Consider the following 21,010-nt stretch of genomic DNA (forward strand, 5'->3'; position numbering starts at 1 on the left):
CAGGATTAAGGGTATATCCATTTTGAATTTGGTTCATCTGCTTTTGAATTCGGCGGCAAAATATCAATTTGAAAACCAGAGTTTTACAATATAAAAAAATCAAAATGAAAAAATCTCTTTTTATCTTATCGACCATTTGCTTGACTTTTAGCATTATCACGTTCTCCTGTAAAAAGGAAAATCAATTAACTCAAAATCAACATGAACAAGAATCTACTCATGAATCCAATGATCAAGAGAAGTCGCTACGGACCTCGACTATTGGAAACAGTACGCTTGGTGGAGTTCGTTATGGAGATTTCGAGATAGATTCCTGTTGGAAGGAGTCATCAACCATATGTTATTCAGTCAAAGACAATAATCTTCCATTTGACTTTGAACCAGTTGGGTTCGGCTCGCCAATAACTGATCCCAATGGAAAAAGTTACATGAATATCTACTACCAACACATGCCGAACTTGACTCCATCAGGGTTTGTATATGGATCAGGAACCTATAATATGCCCCTGGATCCTGGAATTTGCACAGCCTTAGGAGTAACCAGTATTACACTAAAACCTGGTGATTATATTCATCATTCAAGTCCCATAACGGTAGGAGATGGCAATGGTGGAACCAATCATTTTGCTTTTGGCTATGCTCGGTTTGAAGTGAATTTTGTTCCTTAAGTATTAGCCATTCTTACTCCTATTTTTTTGAGCTTGTGGCCTTGAGAGGTTCATGCTGATTAACGGACTCATAGAGCAATCCACCTCCAATTCTCCCATAATTCTAGGGTAGGTTCAAGGATAGGATCCAAATCCATGGGCTTAATCGCTTGTGCATCAAATTCAATCCAATGGATCCATTTTCCCGGGCCTATGCTAATGTCCTCTGCGTGATTCATGATTATTTTGCCGAAGGTATTTTAAACTTTCTATCTTTCAGCATGCCCAAGCTCTATAGATCGGAAAAGAAGATGATTGGAGGTGTTTGCCAGGGTCTTTCGGAGACATGGAATATTCCGGTCATTGTCCTTCGGCTCCTATTTGTTGGCTCTACCCTGTTCTTCTTCTTCCCGGTTCTCGTTTATTTGGTCTTGTTGGTATCTCTGCCCGAGCAAAATGGAGCACCCAACAAACTCCAAAAACCATCCTTCAAAACAGCCATACCCGCCGTTATCGGCATTATCGCGGGATTCTTTTGCGGGTATTTGGGAGGTCTTATAGCCATTGGTGGTGACAGTTCAGGTTTTCTGGTTGTCATTTTTTTTAGCCTCTGTGGGGCCGTCGCAGGTGGTATCGGTGGATTTCTTCTGGGATCGAGAATGGTTAAATGAAAATTGCATCATTCCAGAATTAGGTCGTCTTAGCGATCAAAATAGAAGAAATGCAAAATTCAAATTTACCCGTTGCCATTATTGGTGGGGGTCCGGTCGGATTGGCAGCTGCAGCCCACCTGACTAAAAAAGACATACCATTCCTATTGTTCGAAGCAGGCGATTCGGTAGGTCGCAATTTTTTGTCCTGGGGACACGTCCGTGTTTTTTCTCCGTGGCGCTACAACCTGGATAAGGTGGCTCGTGAGCTTTTGCTACAAACGGACTGGCTGGAACCTGATCCCGAAAGCCTACCCACCGGAAAAGAACTAGTAGATGAGTATTTCCATCCCTTTTCTCAGCTTCCATCCATCAAACCTCATATCAAGTTAAATGCAAAGGTTTTGTCCATTGGAAGAAAGGGCTTTGACAAAATGAAAACCTGGGGAAGAAATGAAAAACCCTTCTCCATCCAGGTGGAGGAAAATGGCTTAGTCAACTATTACGAAGCCAGTGCCGTGATCGATTCTTCCGGAACCTGGAATCAACCCAATCCTATTGGATCGGGAGGTGTGATGGCACAGGGAGAACAGGAACTGGCTAAGCACATTTATTACGGGATTCCAGATGTTAAGCACCAGGAATTGGAGCGCTACAAAAACAAACATGTAGTGGTGGTAGGAGGCGGTCATTCAGCCATAAATGCCCTGCTCGATTTGGCCGATGTACAAAACCTCTATCCGGAAACAAAAATCTCCTGGATCCTTCGTAAACCAGACATCTCTCAAGTGTATGGCGGACAAGAGGCCGACGAGCTTCAAGCCCGTGGTACCCTCGGTATTCGGATTGAGAATTTGGTCAATAGCGGACGCCTTCATATTTATACCCCCTACCACATCCTCAGGCTCTCCGAACAGGAAACAGGCATTGAGATTCAGGGCGAATTAAAAGGAGAATTGGTAAAAATCGGAGAAGTGGACGAAATCATCAGTAACACTGGAGCGAGACCCAATTTGGACATGATTCGGGAAATCAGAACGGATCTCGATTCCTCTTTAGAATCGGTATCTGATCTCGCCGAATTGATCGATCCAAATATTCACAGCTGTGGCACCGTTCGTCCCCATGGTGAAGCCGAATTGAGGCATCCGGAAGAAGATTTCTACATCGTAGGATCCAAAAGCTATGGACGGGCTCCTACCTTTCTGATGGCCACCGGCTATGAACAGGTTCGATCGATTGTTGCCTATCTGTCCGGAGATAAAGAAGGGGCTAAACGGGTGGAACTTGATCTTCCTCAAACCGGAGTTTGTAGTTCCTCTCTCAACCTGAAAAGCGGCTCGAGTTGTTGTGCTCCCGAACCTGTTGAAGTGGAGTCCATGGAGCGGTCAGCCCAAGGTACGGTGAGTGGATGCTGCGGATAACCGAGCAACATGCAAGGTCTTTCCAAGGTATTTTTCAGTAGATTCTCTAAAAGCCTCCCATTTAGGGGGGCTTTAATTTCCAGCAGCGTCACAGCCTTTGCCGGATTGGGTGACGCGCTTTTGTATCCCATTCTGCCTATTTACGGAAAAGAAATGGGCTTTTCCTTTTTCGCTATTGGCCTATTGCTTTCCATTAATCGGTTTGTGCGAATCGTGGCTAATTCCCAAGTGGCTATAATCATGGCCAGGGTGGGTGCGAGAAAGGTCCTTATTTTTTGCTCTGTGTTGGCTGTGATGACCACCCTGGTGTACGGGCTTCAGGTAGGGTTAATCCTATTCGTATTGGCCCGGTTGGTTTGGGGCCTGTGTTATTCCGGGCTGCAAATTTCCACGCTTCATTATGCCGCTCAGGAAACACAACGGAAGGGCTTAACCTTTGCCTTGGCGCAGAGTATTAAAACCAGCGGAGCCCTGGCCGTCTTTTGGTTTGGTCCGCCATTGGTCAATCAACTGGGAGTTGAACCGGGAATTTGGGTCATTGCGTTGTTTAGTTCAATAGGAATCGTTTTGAGCTTTTTCTTACCTATGCTTCCGCTACAAAATCAGGATACTACGATCAAAACCAAAAGAACCTTTTACCCCAGTGCAATTAACCTGCTGGTATTTTCACTCTCTTTTATCATCGATGGAGTTATGGTGGTCTCACTGGCCCAGATTCTTGGAACAGGATTTAACTCCTCGGGCGAACTCCTGGTTGCCGTAGCTTTTTATCTGCTCTTAAAGAAACTGTTTGCCGTGGTAGTATCCCTACTCAGCGGGTTTATAGCGCTAAAAATGGATCCGGTCAAATTATACGGAGCGGCTATCCTCATCTGTGTTTTGGCCTTGTTTCTAATGGCTTTTAACCAACCTAAATTGGGAATTGTCCTCGCTTTTTTGTTCAACTCCATCATCGTTACCTTCTCCCCTCTTGTGGCACTCGAATTGGACCGCAAACGCATGAATTCCCTTCAGGTCATTTCCAACATAAGCACCTGGTGGGATCTCGGAGCAGCCATGGGAGCTCTTTTGGGAATATATCTGGTGGAAATAAGCAACCCTCAAGGGCTGTTTGGCCTGGCGGCATTGGTAATTCTCTGCCTTTCTACATGGCTTTTAAAATCTTTTCAATTCGTGAGATCCATTCCCTCCCATTGGCTGTGGAAGAAAAAATTTTGACCCTTTCTGCATCATTTTCGAAGGCCTTCGTCTTAGCTATTGAAAACGATTAAATACCATTCTTTATGAGAGTAATTAGAATAAAAGCTACAGGAAAAAATTGTTGTGGAACCGGATGCTGTAACGGCGGCGGTTGTTGTTAAGCAATAATAAGTACGGCATGAAGCTCCTCAAATTGAGGGGCTTTTTGTGCTGGAATGAAGTCCTAAACTCTCAAGTAGATTAAATAAGAGCTTACCTTTGATATGGATATGGAACATCAGATAGAACAACTCTACAACCCGCTGTTTCTGTTTATCCGCAAACGGATTAATAATCTGGAAGATGCTCAGGATTTGACCCAGGAGGTTTTTCTCAAGCTGGCCAATTCTGATTTGAAAAAAATCCAGAACGTGAAAAGCTGGTTGTATTCGGTGGCCCAAAATGCCATTACGGATTTCTACCGCAAAAAAAAGGTACTTACCGAAGAGGTAGAAGACGTAACGGATGACCAAGAAAAACCCGAAAGCGAATCCATCGTTGAGCTGGGTAAATGCGTGGCCTCCTACATCGACCTATTGCCGAAAGAGTACCGGGAAATTCTAAGATTATCTGAATTGGAAGGCTTGTCACAAAAGGACATCGCCACTCAGTTGGATATGAACTACGCCACGGTGAGATCTAAAATTCAACGAGGCCGAAAAAAGCTCAAGGATGTATTTACGGCCTGCTGCACCATCAAGCAAGGCGGAAAAGGGAGCATCATGAGTCATACCCAAAATCCCGATTGGGAAGAAAAAAGAAATTGTCTTGAAGATTCCTGTTAACTTCGTTTCTATTGCATCAATTATCTCTATTTACGTCTAAGTAGAAAATCTATACATCATACACATGAAAACAATCAAAAAACTAGTTATCGCCACCTCCTTGATGGGCATGGGTCTACTCTTTACCAACGGAGCACAAGCTCAAAAAGCCTGCTGTGCCTCAAAATCAAGTAAATCAGAGAAAGCCGAATCCACTTCGGGTTGTAATCCATCCAACTGTAGAGGAGCTCAAACCAAATTTGGTGAGGCCAAGGTTATTACCAGCTTGCGCGACGACTTAATTGCACTTAAGGCAGAAATGGAAAAATCAACCGATCCCAAGTTTGATGAGCGCTCATACACCATCCACGACATTGTTGGAGAATCTGATGATGAAAGCCTAAAGATTATTGCCCGTGAAGTACAGGTGGTTGAAAAAGAGCTGAGCAGCAAAATGAAGGTAAAGGTCGACGCCTTTGAAATGCCTGAAGAAAAAGCCCAACAGGTGCAATACCTCAAAGGCCGAATCGAAGTATTAAAAAAGAACTTCTCGTAAGAGATTCAGTACATCATAAGTTTTCTTAGGGGAGTAAATTGACGCTTTGAGCGCTCCTACTCTCCCCTGAGAATCTCCTTTTAGCCTAAATACCTGAAGGAAATGCCGAGCGATGAATTCCCCATTTCCGCTCAGGAGTATTTCTGTGTGGGTCTTCCCAAAAGATCGAATTACCCTTAGATTCTTAATGTGATGATGAAAAGAAGCATTGTAAGCTTACTTATTCTGCTCAGTTTTACCGTATTGGCCATAACGGGAATCCTCGAGTATTTTAGGCCTCATACCCATTTTATTCAAAGCCTACACACTTGGTTTGGCTTCGTGTTTCTGCTGGCAGCCGTTTTTCACCTGACCAATAATCTGCGTCCCATCAAATCTTACCTCAAGAAGAAATCGGTGTACGGAATAGGAATGATTCTGGCGTTGGTCGTTGCGGCCATTTACTGGACTCTCCCACCTTTCGAAACAGTTATGGAATGGGGCACCCAAATTCGTGCTCAGGGTAAACAGGAAGTGGATCCGGAACAAAGAGATATCCTACGAATGAATACTTCCCACGAAACACAGCTTCACCTTGATCTACTTCGCGGAGAGCATTACTGGCATCCTCAAATGGTTATTTGGACGGAAGATACGAACGGCCAATTCCTGGAGACCTTATTCGTAAGCAAGGCCACGGCCAAAGGACTTTTCTTCGGTGGTCGCAACAAGGACAACTTTAAAACCTTTGATGAAGAATTGGATAGTGAAGGAGATTACCGAAGGGTGGATGCCTTACCTGTTTGGTCGCACAAGCGTGGGGTTCAATACGCCGATGGAATGTATGTTCCTCCTTCTAATCAACCCCTACCCGACGGGATCACAGGAGCCACTTTACAAGGAAACTTCAACCTCCATACCTCCTCCCAGAACACGAGTCCGTTCGTGGTTCGTTTAGAGATCAATGTGGCCTTTGATGACAACGAATATTATTCCGAATATGATTTTCCGGATGACGAAGTATACCACAGCGGCACCGGACAATTGGGGCAACCTTCTTTGGTTTTTGAAGCCCAGGTCAATCCGGAGATTAAATCCTATCAAATGATGCAGCTTATTGGCCATGGTCATCAATCCGGCCAATCGGGTGAAATCAACCCTGACCTCTCCACGCTTACCACCGCACTCGAAATTGTTGAGCGTATTGTGATTGGGGTTCAGCCCAAAAAGTAAAAGCCCTCCACCATTGGGAAGAGGGCCTATTCAATCAAGTAGAACTTGTACTTAGGGAATTGAATCTTACTATACCTTCTCTACCCCTTAGACACTATATTTTGAAGCATGTCTACTACTGCATTGATAATGTCGATAGTATCAACCAAGGTTGAATTCTGAAGCAAGGCAGGAGCATTGGAAACCTCATTGGTACTCACATGAAAAAAACCATCTACAGTAGGACTTGTTTTGGTGGTATCCAGGTTAAATGTTGCTGGCCCCGAACTATCCTCTTTTACATTGGCACAAATGAAGGGGACCATAGGATTGGGGCCATCCATCGTAGTAAGCACATAGGTAGTAGAAGGGTCATCGGCAAAAGCCAGGGCAATGGCCCAATAATCGGAATCGAGTCCGGTCGCGATGGACGAAAACCCTTGAGCCGATTGTCCTGAATTAAGATTCTTGGCAGCGATAACTTGTTCAAAATCTGCCGGATCAAGGAGGCTCGGTGCCGTAAGATTGCTTGCATGGGCTACCACGATGCCCGCGATTTCCCGATTGCCATTTGTGTAGTTAAAACTGACGTTACAGGTATTACTCATAATAAAAAGTTGAATGATTTATTCAAATTTCCAGAATCGAGCGATGGCTCAAAAGAGTAATTATCACTGACTAGAGAATGGGTTAATTCTACCCGTTTTTTTTCGAAAAATGGGTGGGGAGTTTTAGGATGCTAAATGCAAAACACGTCCAAAATTCTATGAACTGGATTTTCGGTATTCCTTAAAATAAGCCCAAGCCGCCAAAAGCACCATAATCACCACCAGTACATAAACGAATTTGGGAATGGGCATAGGATCCCCGGCGGCGTAGCTGTGTAGTCCAGATAGGTAGTAGTTTACTCCAAACGAGGTCATAATAATGGACCAAAAGGCAAACATACTGGCAGTATTGAGCACATACTTGCTATTCAACCGGGGTACGAATCGGAGGTGAAGAACAATGGCATAAACGATAATACTAATCAAGGCCCAGGTTTCTTTGGGATCCCAAGCCCAGTAGCGCCCCCAGGATTCATTGGCCCAAACTCCACCTAAAAACGTTCCTACGGCCAATACAAACAAGCCAATGGTCATCGAAATCTCATTGATGTAGCTCAGTTCCCGAATCCTCAGGTTGATGGCCTTTTTTGTTTTTTCGGTTCGTATGATCATCAGCACCAGAACCATCATTCCCATCACGGCCGAAAGCGCTAAAGGAGCGTAACTACTGACAATGGTGGCTACGTGAATTTTCAACCAGTACGATTTTAGTACAGGCATCAAATTGGTAATCTCTGGATTCAGCCAATCGAGGTAGCTAACGAATAACAAAGCTCCTGAAAACAAGGTGGCCAAGGGCAATGAAAAATCGGATTTACGAAAGGTGAGCAAGCCACAAAGCATCAACACCCAGGTTACAAAAATGAGCATTTCGTAACCGTTGCTCCAGGGAGCATGTTCAGCAATGTACCAGCGTAATATCAAATTGCCGGTAAACACGATAAAGCTGATCAAGGTGATTCCAATCAAACCGACCCATGTGGCATTGACCATACGTGACTGAGTAAAGATGCGGGCAATGGCTAAAACCAATAAGATGAAACCCAAGGTAAAGTAGACCTGGAAAAGCCAAAAATTGACATTGAGTTCATTGTACCACAGTTCAGCAGCTACCTGCCTTTTGCTGGGTAGTATGTCCTTTCCCAATACTTCCTGGTAGGTTTTGATGTAGGTAAGCTTTTCGGTGGCATCTATCCATTTTCGTTCATGGATATCGCGGAAATAAAGCGGTAAAATGGTTCTTACAAATTTGGCATCCTCTTCTGGAAATTCGGTAAGCTCTTGACTGTAGCTAAACCAGGTATTGTTCTCGTCGTTTTGATTGGGGAAGATTTTCAAGTAATTGCCTACAAATACATTGTATAGAATATTGAAGCGCTCATCTACTTTGATCACTTCCTTGTCCAATTCACTTCGTTCTGCCGGTTTTTTCTGATTCGCACGTTCAACTAAGTCAGTCAGAAGATATTCACCCTCTTCGTCTATAAAGCCGGTTAAGGCAACATGGCCCGATTCATTGATGGGTATACCTTCCAGAAAAGCAGCTCCTTTTTCACGATCCACCTTAATGATGGAAATGTCTCGCCATAAATCAGGATATACGTGCATGGCCAGAAACACTTGATTGGCGTTGAGCTTAACCTTTTCGCCTTGGTGCTCAAATTTGAATTGTGTTTTACGGGAAATCTTCCTCAAAAATTCGGAGGCCAGGGTATTTACGGGTTTTATCCGCCCATCTAAATCCTGCACCATCAGGCGGCCAAACAGATCGGCATGTTGCTGATCGATTTGTTGCTGTAGAATCAGATTCTGTTCTTGCTCGAGGTCTACTTCGGTGGCTGGCAAGGAGCCTGCTCCCAGGAATAGAAAGAGTAGCACCAATCCAAGCCGTTGTTCGGTGGTTTGTTTCAACTTGGCGTTGAGCCATTGAAAACGAGAGTTTCGTCCAAACAGGGTGAAGAACATTCCGAGTCCCATAAGAAAATAGCCAGCATAGGTCAAATAGGTTCCGGGTCTATCCTGGTTGACAGAAAGTACAGTCCCTAACTCATCTGAATCGTAACTGGCCTGGTAAAAACGATAGCCTCGGTAGTCGAGCACATTATTCATAAAAATGCGGTAGGGCTCCCGTTTTTCGCCGTCCAAAATACTTACCTCACTGGCATAGGACGAAGGGCTCGTTGATCCTGGATAGCGCTCCAGCTGAAAGTCTCTCAACTCGAGGGCAAAAGGTAACAAGATGGCCTCAGAACCATAAGAAAGACGAAGGGTCAATCCATTAATCTTAAGCTCATGTTGACTCGGTAAAAATCCTTTGCGATACATGAGGGTTATCGTCTCGGTACTACCTCCGGAGCTTACATTAAGGGCTAAGGCATCGTCCTTGGTCTCGTCATTGTCTTTGGGTTTCATAGACGCACTAACCAATTCCAGGGTGGCCTGGGTATGGTAGGCAAGGGGAACAAATGTGAGGTCACCGTTGCGGTAAAGGGTTCGTAACCTCAGCGGCTGTAGGGAGTCCTGAGCAATTTTTCCTGCCGACTGATCGGCCATAACGAAGAAATCGAGCGATTTAGGCGTTTGAATGTACAAGGAATCTCCTCTTTCGGTGAGATTGATATTCCCCTTTTCATCGGATTCGAATCCGATGGATAAGTCTCCTTGCTTGAAGCCTAACTTTTCTGTCTTTCCTTTTTCGAGGTAAACGGTTTCTCTACCATTACCACGAGCAACCACAAGTTCTATCAGGGAAGTTCCATTTTCGGCATCTTCTTTCACTCGGGGAACGGCGTCGGCTACAAACTCGGCGAATGAAACCTGAATATCCTTCCCATCCCAATCTGTAGAAAGGGTGAAATGATTATTGCCCAGGGGTGAAAATTCCAAGGGCTTTTTAACGGTCTTGCTCTGAGTTCCATCCGATATAAGTACGGTAAGGTAATTGTCGTTGGAAATGATCACATGTGAGGATTGCCCTTCCCGGATGCGCATGACTCCGCCTGTGGAATAATACCGGGTAACGGCTGCTCCAACCAAGATTAAAATGAAGGATAAGTGAAAGAGTAAAATGGCCCATTTCTCTTTGCGCCACAGGCGATACCTCTGAATGTTGAAGATGAAGGAAACACCCAGCCCAAGCATAACCCATTCAAACCACCAACTGTCGTAGATCAATTTCCAGGCTGTGGCTGTGCCAAAGTCATTTTCCACAAAGGTGGCCGTCGCCATGGCAAGGGCAAACACCAACAATAGCAAGAGCGCTAATGAGGGAGAACTGAGTAAACGTATGAGTCTATTCACCAATTGAAATCAAGAGCGGATCAGGCTACAAAGAGGCTGCCTTGGTATCCATTTTAGCCTCTCTTTCTGAAGCTTCTTTAAGCCACTGAGGCAAGAGGTTTTGCTTGAACTCTTTTTTCTCCTCGCGGAGTTTTTCCATATCCAGTCCAATGTACTCCTGGGCTTTTTCTTTGGTGGAAATATCGGGCATTACCACTTCTTGATTGTGTCCTAATTCGGCCAACAAACGAGCCAATTTCACCCGGGCTTCCTGAGCAATAATCATTCCGCCAGCGATAACCCTACCGGTTTCTACAGGAGAGTGGAAAGACGCACCGTGAGAAGCTGCGGCATAGTCCCAACGCCATTGAGCGTGGCGAATATCTAATAGGATGGCTGCCATTTGTTCCTCGGTAGCTCCCAATTCCCAAGCCTTACCGGCTTCGATGTGGGCTTTAACCAACAGATCTTCCAACTTTAAGCGATTTTCATTGGCTTTGCGTTGACGCTCATAAACGTTCTCCAATAAATTATCCTGATCCACTCGGTGACACACCTGGCACGCATTGGCCACATTGGCCAAAGGAGACTGAATGTGGTGATCGGTAAATTTTTGTCCTCCCTCACTTTTATAAGGCATGTGGCAGTCGGCACAGGAAACTCCCCGGTCTGCATGAATACCTGTTTTGTAGGTTTCATAACCTGGGTGCTGGGCCTTGAGCATAGGTGCTCTACTGATTTTGTGGGTCCAGTCAGCAAACTCGATTTCGTCGTAATAGGCCTCCATATCTTCCACACTCATTCCATTTTTCCAGGGGAACACGAGGTAAGGTGTCCCCTCTTTTCCAGGAATCTTTTTGTTGAAGTAGTACTCCACATGGCACTGGGCACATACCAAAGACCGCATTTCCTGATGCGTCGCCTGATTGATGTCTTCACCCATGGCTTCAAAGGCTTCGATAAGAGCGGGCCGGGTAATTCTCAATTTCATGTTATCCGGATCGTGGCAATCCGCGCAACCAATGGCATTCACCACTTCCGAACCCTTATCGGCCCACTTGCCTTGGTAGAATTCATCGATACCATGTTCATTCATCAAGCGAGGTACATCCGGACTTTTACACGCCCAGCAAGTAGAAGGCATAGGTCCATCTCCCTTTCCTTTAGGACCTCCGGTTCGAAGGGAATTACGCAAATCATCGATGGCATAAGAGTGTCCCCTACCCTGGTTGTAGTCTTTGGAAAAACCGTATCCGGCCCAAAGAATGACCAATCGTGGATCTTCTTCCAACATATCACGGGTGGCAGATCCCCCCTGGTAGGTGCTAAACGAAGTATCCCGAGTCTGCTTGTAAGACTGGTATTCCTTGGGGTAGTTTTCACCCCAAACCGCATTGCGTGGTTCGTTTTGCGAAATTTCCACCTTTGGCACATACTCAAAGCGAGCTTCAGCCTTGCGGTTGATGATACTTGATGCAAGGATTCCCAAAAGGAATACCCCAATACCTGTCACGATAAACAATACCCAGTTTCTCATCGATTCTAATTATTTATTCAATTCGTTTTGCAACCATTCCGGAATAACGGCTTCCACCTTATCTGTTGGGCGGGGAGCTAAGTCATACTTTACGGTTGACATTCCTTGTATTTTACCATGTGGAATTTCACGGTGGCAACTCCAGCATTTTCTTTCCGTTCTATTGGACGTGTGATCTTTTAGGTAATCAGCGTATTTGGTCTCGGTTACCTGCTGAACGTGGCAGCGAATGCAATTGTCCTGAACCACATTTTCAGAAGCCTCTCGCATAAACATAACGTCTGGCTCTGCTCGCAGGGTAAAAATGGAAGCGTGGTACAAGCCGTCTTTCGCCTTAAAGTAATAGGCATTGAAAAAATTGTCTTGTGGAACGTGGCATCCATTACAGCTCACCCACTCCCGGTGTGAACTGTGCATCCAACCATTAAAGGCCGGCGTCATCACATGGCAGTTAACACAAGCCTGGGGATCATCGGATAAATAGGAGGTCACTTTAGCTTCATGAGCCATAAACAATCCCAAGCCTATAGCGGCAGATAGGATAAAAACAGCGACCGGGCGCCATCTTGATTTTTTGTTCGGTAGAAGCGATTCCTTAAAATTCATGGCTCTAACAAACTTAAGTATTTGCTACCCATTAGTAGGTACTCATTTCATGATATTTAGGTAGACTTAAAAATGATTTCAAACAGGAAAAAAGGAAGCTTAAATACTTGCTCAGGTAACAAACCCTCTAGGTTATATTTGAAACCCTATACTGACTCATCCAATTCTCTATGTTCGGAAAATTTTTCAAAAAGAAAGGCCAACCTTCAACGCCCTCTTCTTCAACACCTAAGAGAGATCTCTTTGATGAACTGTTTCCTTTGACCGAGGAAAAGAAAAGTAAATTTGACGATTCCATTAATGCTCTTTTCTCCAGTATGTTCAACGATGAAGGAAAGGAGGAACTCTTAAACTATTCCCGAGAATTCCCTCTAAATGAGGTTAAATTCGGAAGTCTTCGGTTCAATGATATGAAATGGGACCAGAAGGTGGTTACCGAAGAACGAATGGAATATCACAGCCATCAAGGTGACCTTCTACTGGCCGGTATGGTGCGACCAAATGGTGAAATGAAAAAGGAGGAATCCCAAATTGGCGTTTACAGAAATTGGCTTCGAGAATTGGCCGTCAAGCAAGGCGGAGGACTCATTCTATGTGAAGAGTTTAAAAATCCGAATGGAGTTGAGGGCTATGAAAGCATAATCAAGGTTCCGCGGCAAGAAGGTAGGGGAATGGATTACATCTATTTCTTGAACATGCCCCATTATGGAGAAGAGAGACTCTACCAATTGCAGATAAAGGTTCATGAAATGAATCCAACCGGAATGCGAGATAACCTATCGGTTCAAACGTTTTGTCAGATTACTCAAACCGGCATGATGGACATACTTGACCTGTACCAGCAAGATCCCTATCAAAAGGACTTTAAGGAAGGAAACCGGATGAACCTTTCAGAAAGGGAGGAGTTTGACACCTATTTCCCATTTCATCCCTTGAGCATTATCAGAATGGGCATTCGGCCTAACTTGATACTCTCCGTACGTTTTGAGTGATCTTGGAGGTTCACACAGAACCAGAAAAAAGGCCATCTCTTAGGAGACAGCCTGTTCCAGCCTAGAGACTGTAGTTTATATCTGTATAGGTTCTTGTTATAGAATAACCTTTCCCTGGCTTATCCACTTGGCCCATTCTTTAGACACACCGTGAATCGCTTGAGTAGGCTCACCGCTTTCATTCACCATCGGTTTACCTTGATTACTCCACTCGAAAATTCCGCCGTAGAGATTTAAGGTTTTGGTATAACCGTTGTCGATCAGAACTTTTGCCACCTTTTCACTTCTACTTCCAACTGAGCAATAGACCACAATGGTTCTGTCTTTGGGAACATCCTTGAGCTTGTTTAAATCGAAATGGATAAAGTCAATTTGACGAGCGCCTTCCAGATGAGATACCTGGTATTCTTCCATAGATCGAGCATCGATAAGTACATAGTCTTGCATAGAGCTTAAGGCAGCCACATCAATTTCCGGGACGTCGTGCCTGAGTTCATTTTTCAAAAGCTCATTAAACTCACGATTTTCAACCTGCTGCGCCCATGCTACATGAGCGCTCAACACCAACAAAAGAGCAATAATTTTAGACATAGTAATAGATGCTTAGTTTACACTGAAACAAAGTTCAGTTAACATTAGCTTAATACAAATGACAACGGTTAGTTTTTGGATTCCAAGCGCAAAAAAACAAGCATGCAACGCTCCCAAACTTCCATTTTCATTTGTCAAATCCAAAAAAAGAAAGGCCTGACAAACATGCCAAGCCTTTCCCTATGATATGCATGTATTGCTAATCGATCACGGTACCTACCCGTAGGTTGTGATTTTCATTAAATACCCGAATCAGGTAAACTCCTTTTGGAAGTTCATCCAGTTCGAATTGAAGACGTGATTGATCTTCTTTTATGCGGTGAGTAATGACTTTACCTTGTAGATCCATAACGACCACCTGTAAAATCTCGTTTTCCAATTCACCGGTAAATTGGATTTGGAAAACACCATTGTTGGGGTTTGGATAGAGTAAAATGGATGATCCATTTTCCAATTCCTTTTCAATCACCTCATCTCCTTCCGGATCTGAATTGGGCTCGACTTCTTCTGAACCCCTTGACGCACAATTGTCATGAACCACTTTAATGGTCTTGGTGACAGTCTCGCTACAGGAAAGAATGGGTTCCGTCACCTGCAGATCGATGTCATAGGTGGTAGAATCACCAAAAGTGGTTGGAACCGCTAAACTAACAGCCGTTTGCACGCAATTGGTGGTACAGGTGAAAGTTGGAGTCGGGCTCGTATTTGGGCTCGACCAGGTGTAGAGATAACCTGCATGATCAGGGGTGGCCACAAGGTCAACCGAAACAGCCGTATTAGTCTCACAAACCCTTTCAAAAGATTCAATTTGAGGATCTATTTCAATCACATCTAACCAAATATGTCCTTCTCCAGTACAGCCATTGGCATCGGTTGCTGTTATGGTGTACAAGGTGGGTTCTAATGCCGTTGACACGTTGCCAAAATCAGCTTCATCGTTTCCGGCATTGGTCGAAAATGGCGTGGTTCCATTGGCACCCAAAGATTCGGCTGACCAGGATAACGTCAGGGTTCCAGAACCACCACTCGAACTTATTGCCGAACCGATTTCTGTGGCCGAATTAATGACTCCTGTGGTACCCAAACATCTCGAGATTCGGGCTGAACTGGTCGCATTGCCCACATCTACCGATATCGTAGAAGGATTAACAGTGACCACGGCATGTGTATCTCCCTTACATCCATTCACATCGGTTACGGTTACCTGATACACCTTGGTTTCCAATCCGTTTGGATTGGCCAATTGAGCGGTTTGGGAGTTGAATCCAGAAGCAATCTGGTTATTCCCCACATCCCATTGATAACTCAGGGCACCAACAGGTGTCGAATAATTGGTGGTACAAGAAGTTGTGCAAACGTCGGCAGTTATCTCCACTTTGTTCGGAGCGGTGCTTCCTCCTGTTAGACCATGGCAAACCTCCAGATTGGCATGTGTGGGAGAAGTAATTGTCACTTGCAAAGGTTTGTTTACTGTAATAACCGGAGCTTCGTCTTCGCCCACACAACCGTTTGTATCCGTCACGGTCAACTTGTACTGATTTTGCTTAAATGGTGAACTTCCATTCGCCACACCATTGTATTCATTCGGATACGCTGTGGTGTTAGCTTTATTGGGAAATTCAGTGGTAAGAGAAGGAAACCAGGAATAAGTGTACCCAGCTGTTCCACCCGTAACCGTTGAACTCAACTGAACGCTTTGCCCCTCGCAAACGGTTATAGGCCCTGTCCCCCCATTAAGCAATACGCTTACCGAAGGATTGTCATATACCGTAACGGTTTTGCTGATGGATTGGACCAATCCACCGATTTCCACTTCCATGATCACCGTGTAAGTTCCAGCCGATGGGTAAGTAATCAATGGTCTTTCATGAGTACCCCCAAATAGGGAGTTGGGCACTCCGGAAGGAGGAAGTACTGTATTTCCAACTGCCAAGGCCACAGATTCAATCAGCGTACTGGAAGCGTCAAGAACCTGCCAGCCATATTTCGCAACGGGGCCACAAGAGGAAGGAAGTTTTGGCGTAATGAACGTGGAGAACTGAATGGCCTTTCCGGAACAAGCTACAGCGTGGGTAAACGTAGAAGTCGTGCAGGCCTCATTTTCAGGAAGCGAAGTGGTTCCTAAATGTGGGTACGAATTGTTGGAGCAGGCCATAGACTGCCCTAACAGCACGGTGCTGTCCTTGTCTTTATCCAAAACCAACTGGTCAATTTCAAACCCTGCATCATTGGGATATACATCCAGAAAGTAATAACCTTTATCCAGGTTATCGAGATCCACATTACCGCATAATCCAATGGTGTACCACTCCCAATCGTTGCTCGTTATACAACGGATATAATCGGAAAGAATTTGCTCTTCTCTTCCTTCGTCTACCAATTGAATATTGGCAGCAGTTTCACCCGTTGTTCCGGGCTTCAAGCGAGCTCTGATAAATAAACGGTAGGAATCTCCATCAGCTTGCACGCGAAACTTGTAACTGAGACGTGGATGCTGCTCCGCAGGGCCAAATTCGCTGGTAAAACTGCAACCCGATTGCCCTGATCCTCCTGAACCGCCACCACCTGGAATGGTGGTATTGCCGAAGGAATAGTAAGACACAAAATGGGAGAAATCCATATCCGTTTGAGAAGGTATGGTTTCTTGACCTGTATTCGGGTCCACGATTCGGGTCAATACAGTCATGGCCTTGGGATCTACATGACCTCTATTTCCCATCCAAACTTCATCGGCCACTTCTGCTTCAAAAGCGTAGTCACTACTCCACCATTGGGGGTGATAAGGTTCATGCCATTTATCCAGCTGAATTAATACCCATTGATTATAGGTTGAACCTTGGTTGGCATTATCATGCTTGCGAAGAAGGTAAGTACTTCCCTGGGTTCTGCTCTCCAAAGTAATATCTCCCATCACACCTCCATCAAAGTCTTCCAGAAGCATGGTTTTGCTGGTAGGCGGTTGGCTGTTGGAAAGCGGTTGAATGGAAGTAGAAATAGCATACTCGGTCAACCCGTTTGTAGAATTGGAACCCTTTCTTGCTGTTGTATAAACATTGGTACCACCTCCCAAAATATTGATAAAGGGAATGCCCGTTGATCCATCGATAAGATCAGGATCATTCATTAAGGTTCCATTCCTCAGCAGATCCTCATATCTACTGGTTACAGCTTGGGCATAGGAAGGCATCAACAACTGCCAGGCCCAGGTTCGGGCATCCTGGTTTGTATGAGTTCCGTTCACCGAGGTATGATAATCTGGGACATTCGAGAAAAAACCGGTGTAGTAGAATTCGGCTCCAGCAACGCCCATGGCTTTCAATAATCCTAACCAGGGTCCAGGAGCCAGGTTGTTTGTTGGATCGGTACCCCATCCGGCACATACGTACGGGGAGCTCAAGACATCTCCCTGATCCACTTCGGCTTGACGCGTAATTCCCAAATAATCCATGCCATGGTTCATACCACCAAAGGTCTCAAACCATTTCTCGGGACGGGCTGGGTATATGTCTGGCGTGGAATAGAAATTACTTCCATCAAAATTCCTTTGAACCTGCTTGACCTCATTCCAAGCCCAGGAATCATAGACATAATGACCGCCAGCGGCATCTACAGAGTAGTAGGAAAATTTGGTTTTATGATCATTTAAAGCGGGGTAATTAGCATAGATGGCATTTCTATAGGCCACCCTCAAATCGGTTTTCTTTTTCCCTTGAAAATGTTTCCAGGTCCCTCCATAGGCATCGAATTCGTTCTTTAGGTCGGCATTAAATCCGTTGTAGTGTTCATCCCAACTCCAACGGGTAGCCAAAGGGTGAACTTCTCCATTTTCATTCAATAGGTTCAATGGACGCTGAAGTCCCTCCATGTGCTGATCGACCAAACTGGCTTTATTAATGCCATCCATTTCAACCTGACCTGCCGGCGAGGCCGGATCCCACAGCACATGAGGATTCCCATTATTGTCTAAATAATTGAAATTCTGGCCCGTTGGATCCTTTAGGTAGTAAGCGCTCCCTAAGTCTTCTCTATTTACTTGCGGTGCTGGAATCTGCCCCCAGTTAATGATGTCACAGATGGGTAAATCAGGATGAGCATTAGCGAAATCTTTCAACGGAGCCCAGTCTGTATTGTCTCGCTCTATTTGAGCAAAATAGTTCCAATGAAGGGCTAACTCGGCATTAAGTTTTCCAGCTTCGGCATACATCAATGGGAGGTTTTGATTGCCATTCAGGTAGTTGTTGGCATTACTTCCTCCCAGGTATTGCATTCCAACCCAAGGAATGTTTCGAATCAATTCATTTTCAGGAAGGTATCGTGGAAAGGGACTCTCTTCATACTGTTTCATGGGAAAATCAATCCCGGCACCCGAAATTCCCGAACCTGCATATCCAGGAGGAAAGTACTTGGCGAAAATGGACCCGTCACCTTGATCCGGATCTGAATCAGCACCAGAACCACAGTATATCAAATCATCGGTATAAGAATAGTGCTCCCCATGGTTCAGGGCCCGATCGTGGTGTTTGGCAACCAAAGTGGGGTTCAACACAAAGTCATAAAAGGCATATTCATCAAAAAGACCGAATTCATTTCTTCCATAAGCCCGGGTTGCACCAATAGAGTGCCAATAATTATTCGATGCATGCAAGTCGATTCTATCTTGCCAGGGATCTGGATAGTAGCTAAAACTAAACTCCTCCGGACTCACTCCATCAATGAATAAGCGCACACGTCCCCTTGAAAGATCGCAAGTAACAACCACATGGTGCCATTCGTCATCCAGGTAATAATTCCAATCGCTGCGATCAATTCCATTAAGGTCTATAGTCTCTGTTCGGGTTTCCAGGTTAGTTGAACTCCCCGTATGAAGGACACTCCATATTCAATTTTACCCATACTCATTTTGAGTATTGGGAAACCGAAATCAAAATGAGTATTACCAAAGTCGCTAAAAAATTGACTGGAATAATAACGAGGATCGAAACGGATCAAAAACTCTTGAGAGATTTGTTGAGTATGAGGGATGAATAGTCGGGTCTCAATTAAGTGATCCAAATCCGCAGCATTTCCCACTACTCCACTCACCCGGTCATACCCTTCATTATTCGAATTGTACAGCTCCATGTTATGTTGTGTATTGGTTTGACCGGAAGTGGCACAACTATTCATGGTCGCAATGTCCGTTTGGAAATCTATAATAGGATTGCTCGAACCACAATTGGGAGTGTTGGAATTAGAAGCTGGAATGGTAACGGATGCGCCATTAACAGTGATGTTCCCCGCCGGTTCAAAGGTCCAATAATGACTGGGTGCAAAGGTTCCGCCCGATGCGCTATTACCATTCTGAATCTGGATAAAGGCTTCATTGAAAAAACGAGTTTCGGTGGCACCTCCTAAGGTATAGGTCACGGTACCCTCCACGGTAACATTTTGTGCGGAAGTGACGGTATGTGTGGTGGATGAGGTCATGGTGGAACTTCCATTCCACTTGCAGCTGTATACGGGTGAAGTAGCTCCATCCGGTAGTTCTACATTAAGGGTTACGGTCACACTTCCTGAGTTGCACAGGTAGTCGTCCTTCTGGTCACTCTCGAGGTAGCTCAATAAATAAGTTCCCGGAACCTGGCTGTATTTGACATCGTCGGTATAGGAATAGTGCTCATTGTGATTCATGGCCCGGCGGTAGTGTTTCGCTACAATCGTTGGACTTAGGGCCTGGTCGTAAAAAGCATATTCATCCAATTCGCCAAAATCGCTGCCTAAGGTTCCAATGGAATGCCAATAATTGTTGGTGGCGTGTAAATCCACTTTATCGTTGGCTGGATCTGGAAAGTAGTTTAGGGTAAATCCATCCGGTGAACTACCATCGACAAAAAGTCTGACCTGCCCTCTCTCCAAGTCGCAGGTCACGGCAATATGGTGCCAATCGTTATCCAGGTAGTAGTTCCAATCGCTTCGATCGGTACCGGTTAAGGCTATGGTCTTGGTTCTGGATTCAGGTGTGGTGGAAGATCCGCGTAAAAAGGAAACCCCAAACATGATGCTACTGGAAGTAATTCTCAACAAAGGAAAACCATATTTAAAGTCGGTATTTGAGTAGTTGCTGTAGTACAGGGCTGAACCATAACTGGCATCAAACTTGACCAAAAACTCCTGGCTGATTTGTTGGGTATTGGGAATCAACAGGTCTGCACTCACCAAATGATCCAAATCGGCCGCATCGCCCACCAGACCGCTCGTGGTAGTATAGTTACCATTGTAAGAATTGTACAATTTGAGTTTGTGCTTGGTGTTTTTCTTAGCCGGATCTGCACAGGAGTTCATGGTAGCAATGTCCATTTGATAATCCTGAATAAAGGCTCCTGGTTCGCAAAAATCATTGGAATTATTGCTGTATGCTGGAATAGTAACGGTAGCATTATTTACGGTAATATCCCCAGCCGGCTCGAAGGTCCAATAGTGCTTGGGACTATAGGTCAGGCCAGAACTGCCAAAAGCGTCGCGAATAGTTATCTCCGCATCGTTGAATGTGACGCTGGAACAAGAATTATAATTCACCGTTCCAGACACGCGATACACACCAGCACTGGATATTGAGGCCGTTGGAGAAGAACTGGATGGAGGTGTGGCGAAAGTTCCTCCACTACCAGACACAGCGGTCCAAGTACAGGAATAAGTAACTCCGGTAGCACCGGCAGGTAGATCTACATTTAGGGTTAGGGTTAAATTTGTACCAGAGAAATAGTCATCTTTCTGATCACTCGTCACATAACTCAACAGATTTGAGGCACATTGAGCATGAACGGAACTGGAAATTAGCACGCACCAACAGGCGAGCACCAATAGCTTCAAGGAAAAATTCATGGAGTTGTGGTTTTGGTTTATTTGATTAATTAGGGTTTTGGTTTGAAAGCAAACTTTCTCCATCA

At 44.9% G+C, this 21,010-nt stretch carries 16 protein-coding genes; 8 read left to right on the top strand and 8 right to left on the bottom strand.

Annotated elements, in window-relative coordinates; all coding sequences use genetic code 11:
- The first annotated feature begins 104 nt into the window (after positions 1–104).
- Positions 105–668, top strand: a complete 564-nt coding sequence (locus tag KFE98_02760; protein ID UTW63094.1) for a hypothetical protein — start codon at positions 105–107, stop codon at positions 666–668.
- 68 nt (positions 669–736) lie between these two features.
- Here KFE98_02760 and KFE98_02765 read toward each other — a convergent pair whose 3' ends face one another.
- The gene (locus KFE98_02765; GenBank protein UTW63095.1) at positions 737–886 is read right to left on the bottom strand and encodes a hypothetical protein; all 150 of its coding nucleotides are present in this window, start codon (positions 884–886) and stop codon (positions 737–739) included.
- A gap of 42 nt (positions 887–928) precedes the next feature.
- Here KFE98_02765 and KFE98_02770 point away from each other — a divergent pair, with 42 nt between their 5' ends.
- The 6 genes from KFE98_02770 (at position 929) to KFE98_02795 (ending at position 6,492) form a co-directional block, all read left to right on the top strand.
- Positions 929–1,318: a PspC domain-containing protein gene (locus KFE98_02770; protein ID UTW63096.1), complete on the top strand. Its 390-nt coding sequence runs from the start codon at positions 929–931 to the stop codon at positions 1,316–1,318.
- 50 nt (positions 1,319–1,368) lie between these two features.
- Positions 1,369–2,721 carry an NAD(P)-binding domain-containing protein gene (locus KFE98_02775; protein UTW63097.1) on the top strand — a complete coding sequence of 451 codons (1,353 nt, stop codon included), beginning with the start codon at positions 1,369–1,371 and terminating at the stop codon, positions 2,719–2,721.
- A gap of 105 nt (positions 2,722–2,826) precedes the next feature.
- Entirely contained in the window at positions 2,827–3,939 is a 1,113-nt protein-coding gene (locus KFE98_02780; protein ID UTW63098.1) for an MFS transporter, read from the top strand.
- A gap of 251 nt (positions 3,940–4,190) precedes the next feature.
- A complete protein-coding gene (locus KFE98_02785; GenBank protein ID UTW63099.1) occupies positions 4,191–4,745 on the top strand; it encodes a sigma-70 family RNA polymerase sigma factor in 555 nt (184 codons plus the stop codon).
- Between the two features lie 64 nt (positions 4,746–4,809).
- The gene (locus tag KFE98_02790; GenBank protein ID UTW63100.1) at positions 4,810–5,280 is read left to right on the top strand and encodes a hypothetical protein; all 471 of its coding nucleotides are present in this window, start codon (positions 4,810–4,812) and stop codon (positions 5,278–5,280) included.
- Between the two features lie 192 nt (positions 5,281–5,472).
- Positions 5,473–6,492, top strand: a complete 1,020-nt coding sequence (locus tag KFE98_02795; GenBank protein ID UTW63101.1) for a DUF4405 domain-containing protein — start codon at positions 5,473–5,475, stop codon at positions 6,490–6,492.
- An 80-nt stretch (positions 6,493–6,572) separates the two neighbouring features.
- Here KFE98_02795 and KFE98_02800 read toward each other — a convergent pair whose 3' ends face one another.
- The 4 genes from KFE98_02800 to nrfH all read right to left on the bottom strand — a co-directional run bounded on the left by KFE98_02800 (position 6,573) and on the right by nrfH (position 12,501).
- Complete coding sequence (locus tag KFE98_02800; protein UTW63102.1) at positions 6,573–7,079, bottom strand: hypothetical protein; 507 nt, start codon at positions 7,077–7,079, stop codon at positions 6,573–6,575.
- Positions 7,080–7,235: 156 nt separating this feature from the next.
- On the bottom strand, positions 7,236–10,307 hold the full coding sequence (gene ccsA / locus KFE98_02805; protein ID UTW64625.1) for a cytochrome c biogenesis protein CcsA: 3,072 nt from the start codon (positions 10,305–10,307) through the stop codon (positions 7,236–7,238).
- Positions 10,308–10,404: 97 nt separating this feature from the next.
- A complete protein-coding gene (gene nrfA, locus KFE98_02810; GenBank protein ID UTW63103.1) occupies positions 10,405–11,895 on the bottom strand; it encodes an ammonia-forming cytochrome c nitrite reductase in 1,491 nt (496 codons plus the stop codon).
- 9 nt (positions 11,896–11,904) lie between these two features.
- Positions 11,905–12,501: a cytochrome c nitrite reductase small subunit gene (nrfH, locus tag KFE98_02815; GenBank protein ID UTW63104.1), complete on the bottom strand. Its 597-nt coding sequence runs from the start codon at positions 12,499–12,501 to the stop codon at positions 11,905–11,907.
- A 170-nt stretch (positions 12,502–12,671) separates the two neighbouring features.
- On the opposite strand from nrfH, the gene KFE98_02820 reads away from it, so the two are divergent.
- A complete protein-coding gene (locus tag KFE98_02820; protein UTW63105.1) occupies positions 12,672–13,493 on the top strand; it encodes a hypothetical protein in 822 nt (273 codons plus the stop codon).
- 96 nt (positions 13,494–13,589) lie between these two features.
- Here KFE98_02820 and KFE98_02825 read toward each other — a convergent pair whose 3' ends face one another.
- The 3 genes from KFE98_02825 to KFE98_02835 all read right to left on the bottom strand — a co-directional run bounded on the left by KFE98_02825 (position 13,590) and on the right by KFE98_02835 (position 20,945).
- Positions 13,590–14,084, bottom strand: a complete 495-nt coding sequence (locus KFE98_02825; GenBank protein UTW63106.1) for a rhodanese-like domain-containing protein — start codon at positions 14,082–14,084, stop codon at positions 13,590–13,592.
- Positions 14,085–14,283: 199 nt separating this feature from the next.
- Positions 14,284–18,810: a T9SS type A sorting domain-containing protein gene (locus KFE98_02830; protein ID UTW63107.1), complete on the bottom strand. Its 4,527-nt coding sequence runs from the start codon at positions 18,808–18,810 to the stop codon at positions 14,284–14,286.
- 92 nt (positions 18,811–18,902) lie between these two features.
- Complete coding sequence (locus KFE98_02835; GenBank protein ID UTW63108.1) at positions 18,903–20,945, bottom strand: hypothetical protein; 2,043 nt, start codon at positions 20,943–20,945, stop codon at positions 18,903–18,905.
- Positions 20,946–21,010 lie beyond the last annotated feature (65 nt).

It is taken from the genome of bacterium SCSIO 12741, assembly GCA_024398055.1.
In the GTDB taxonomy this organism is placed as follows: domain Bacteria; phylum Bacteroidota; class Bacteroidia; order Flavobacteriales_G; family Salibacteraceae; genus SCSIO-12741.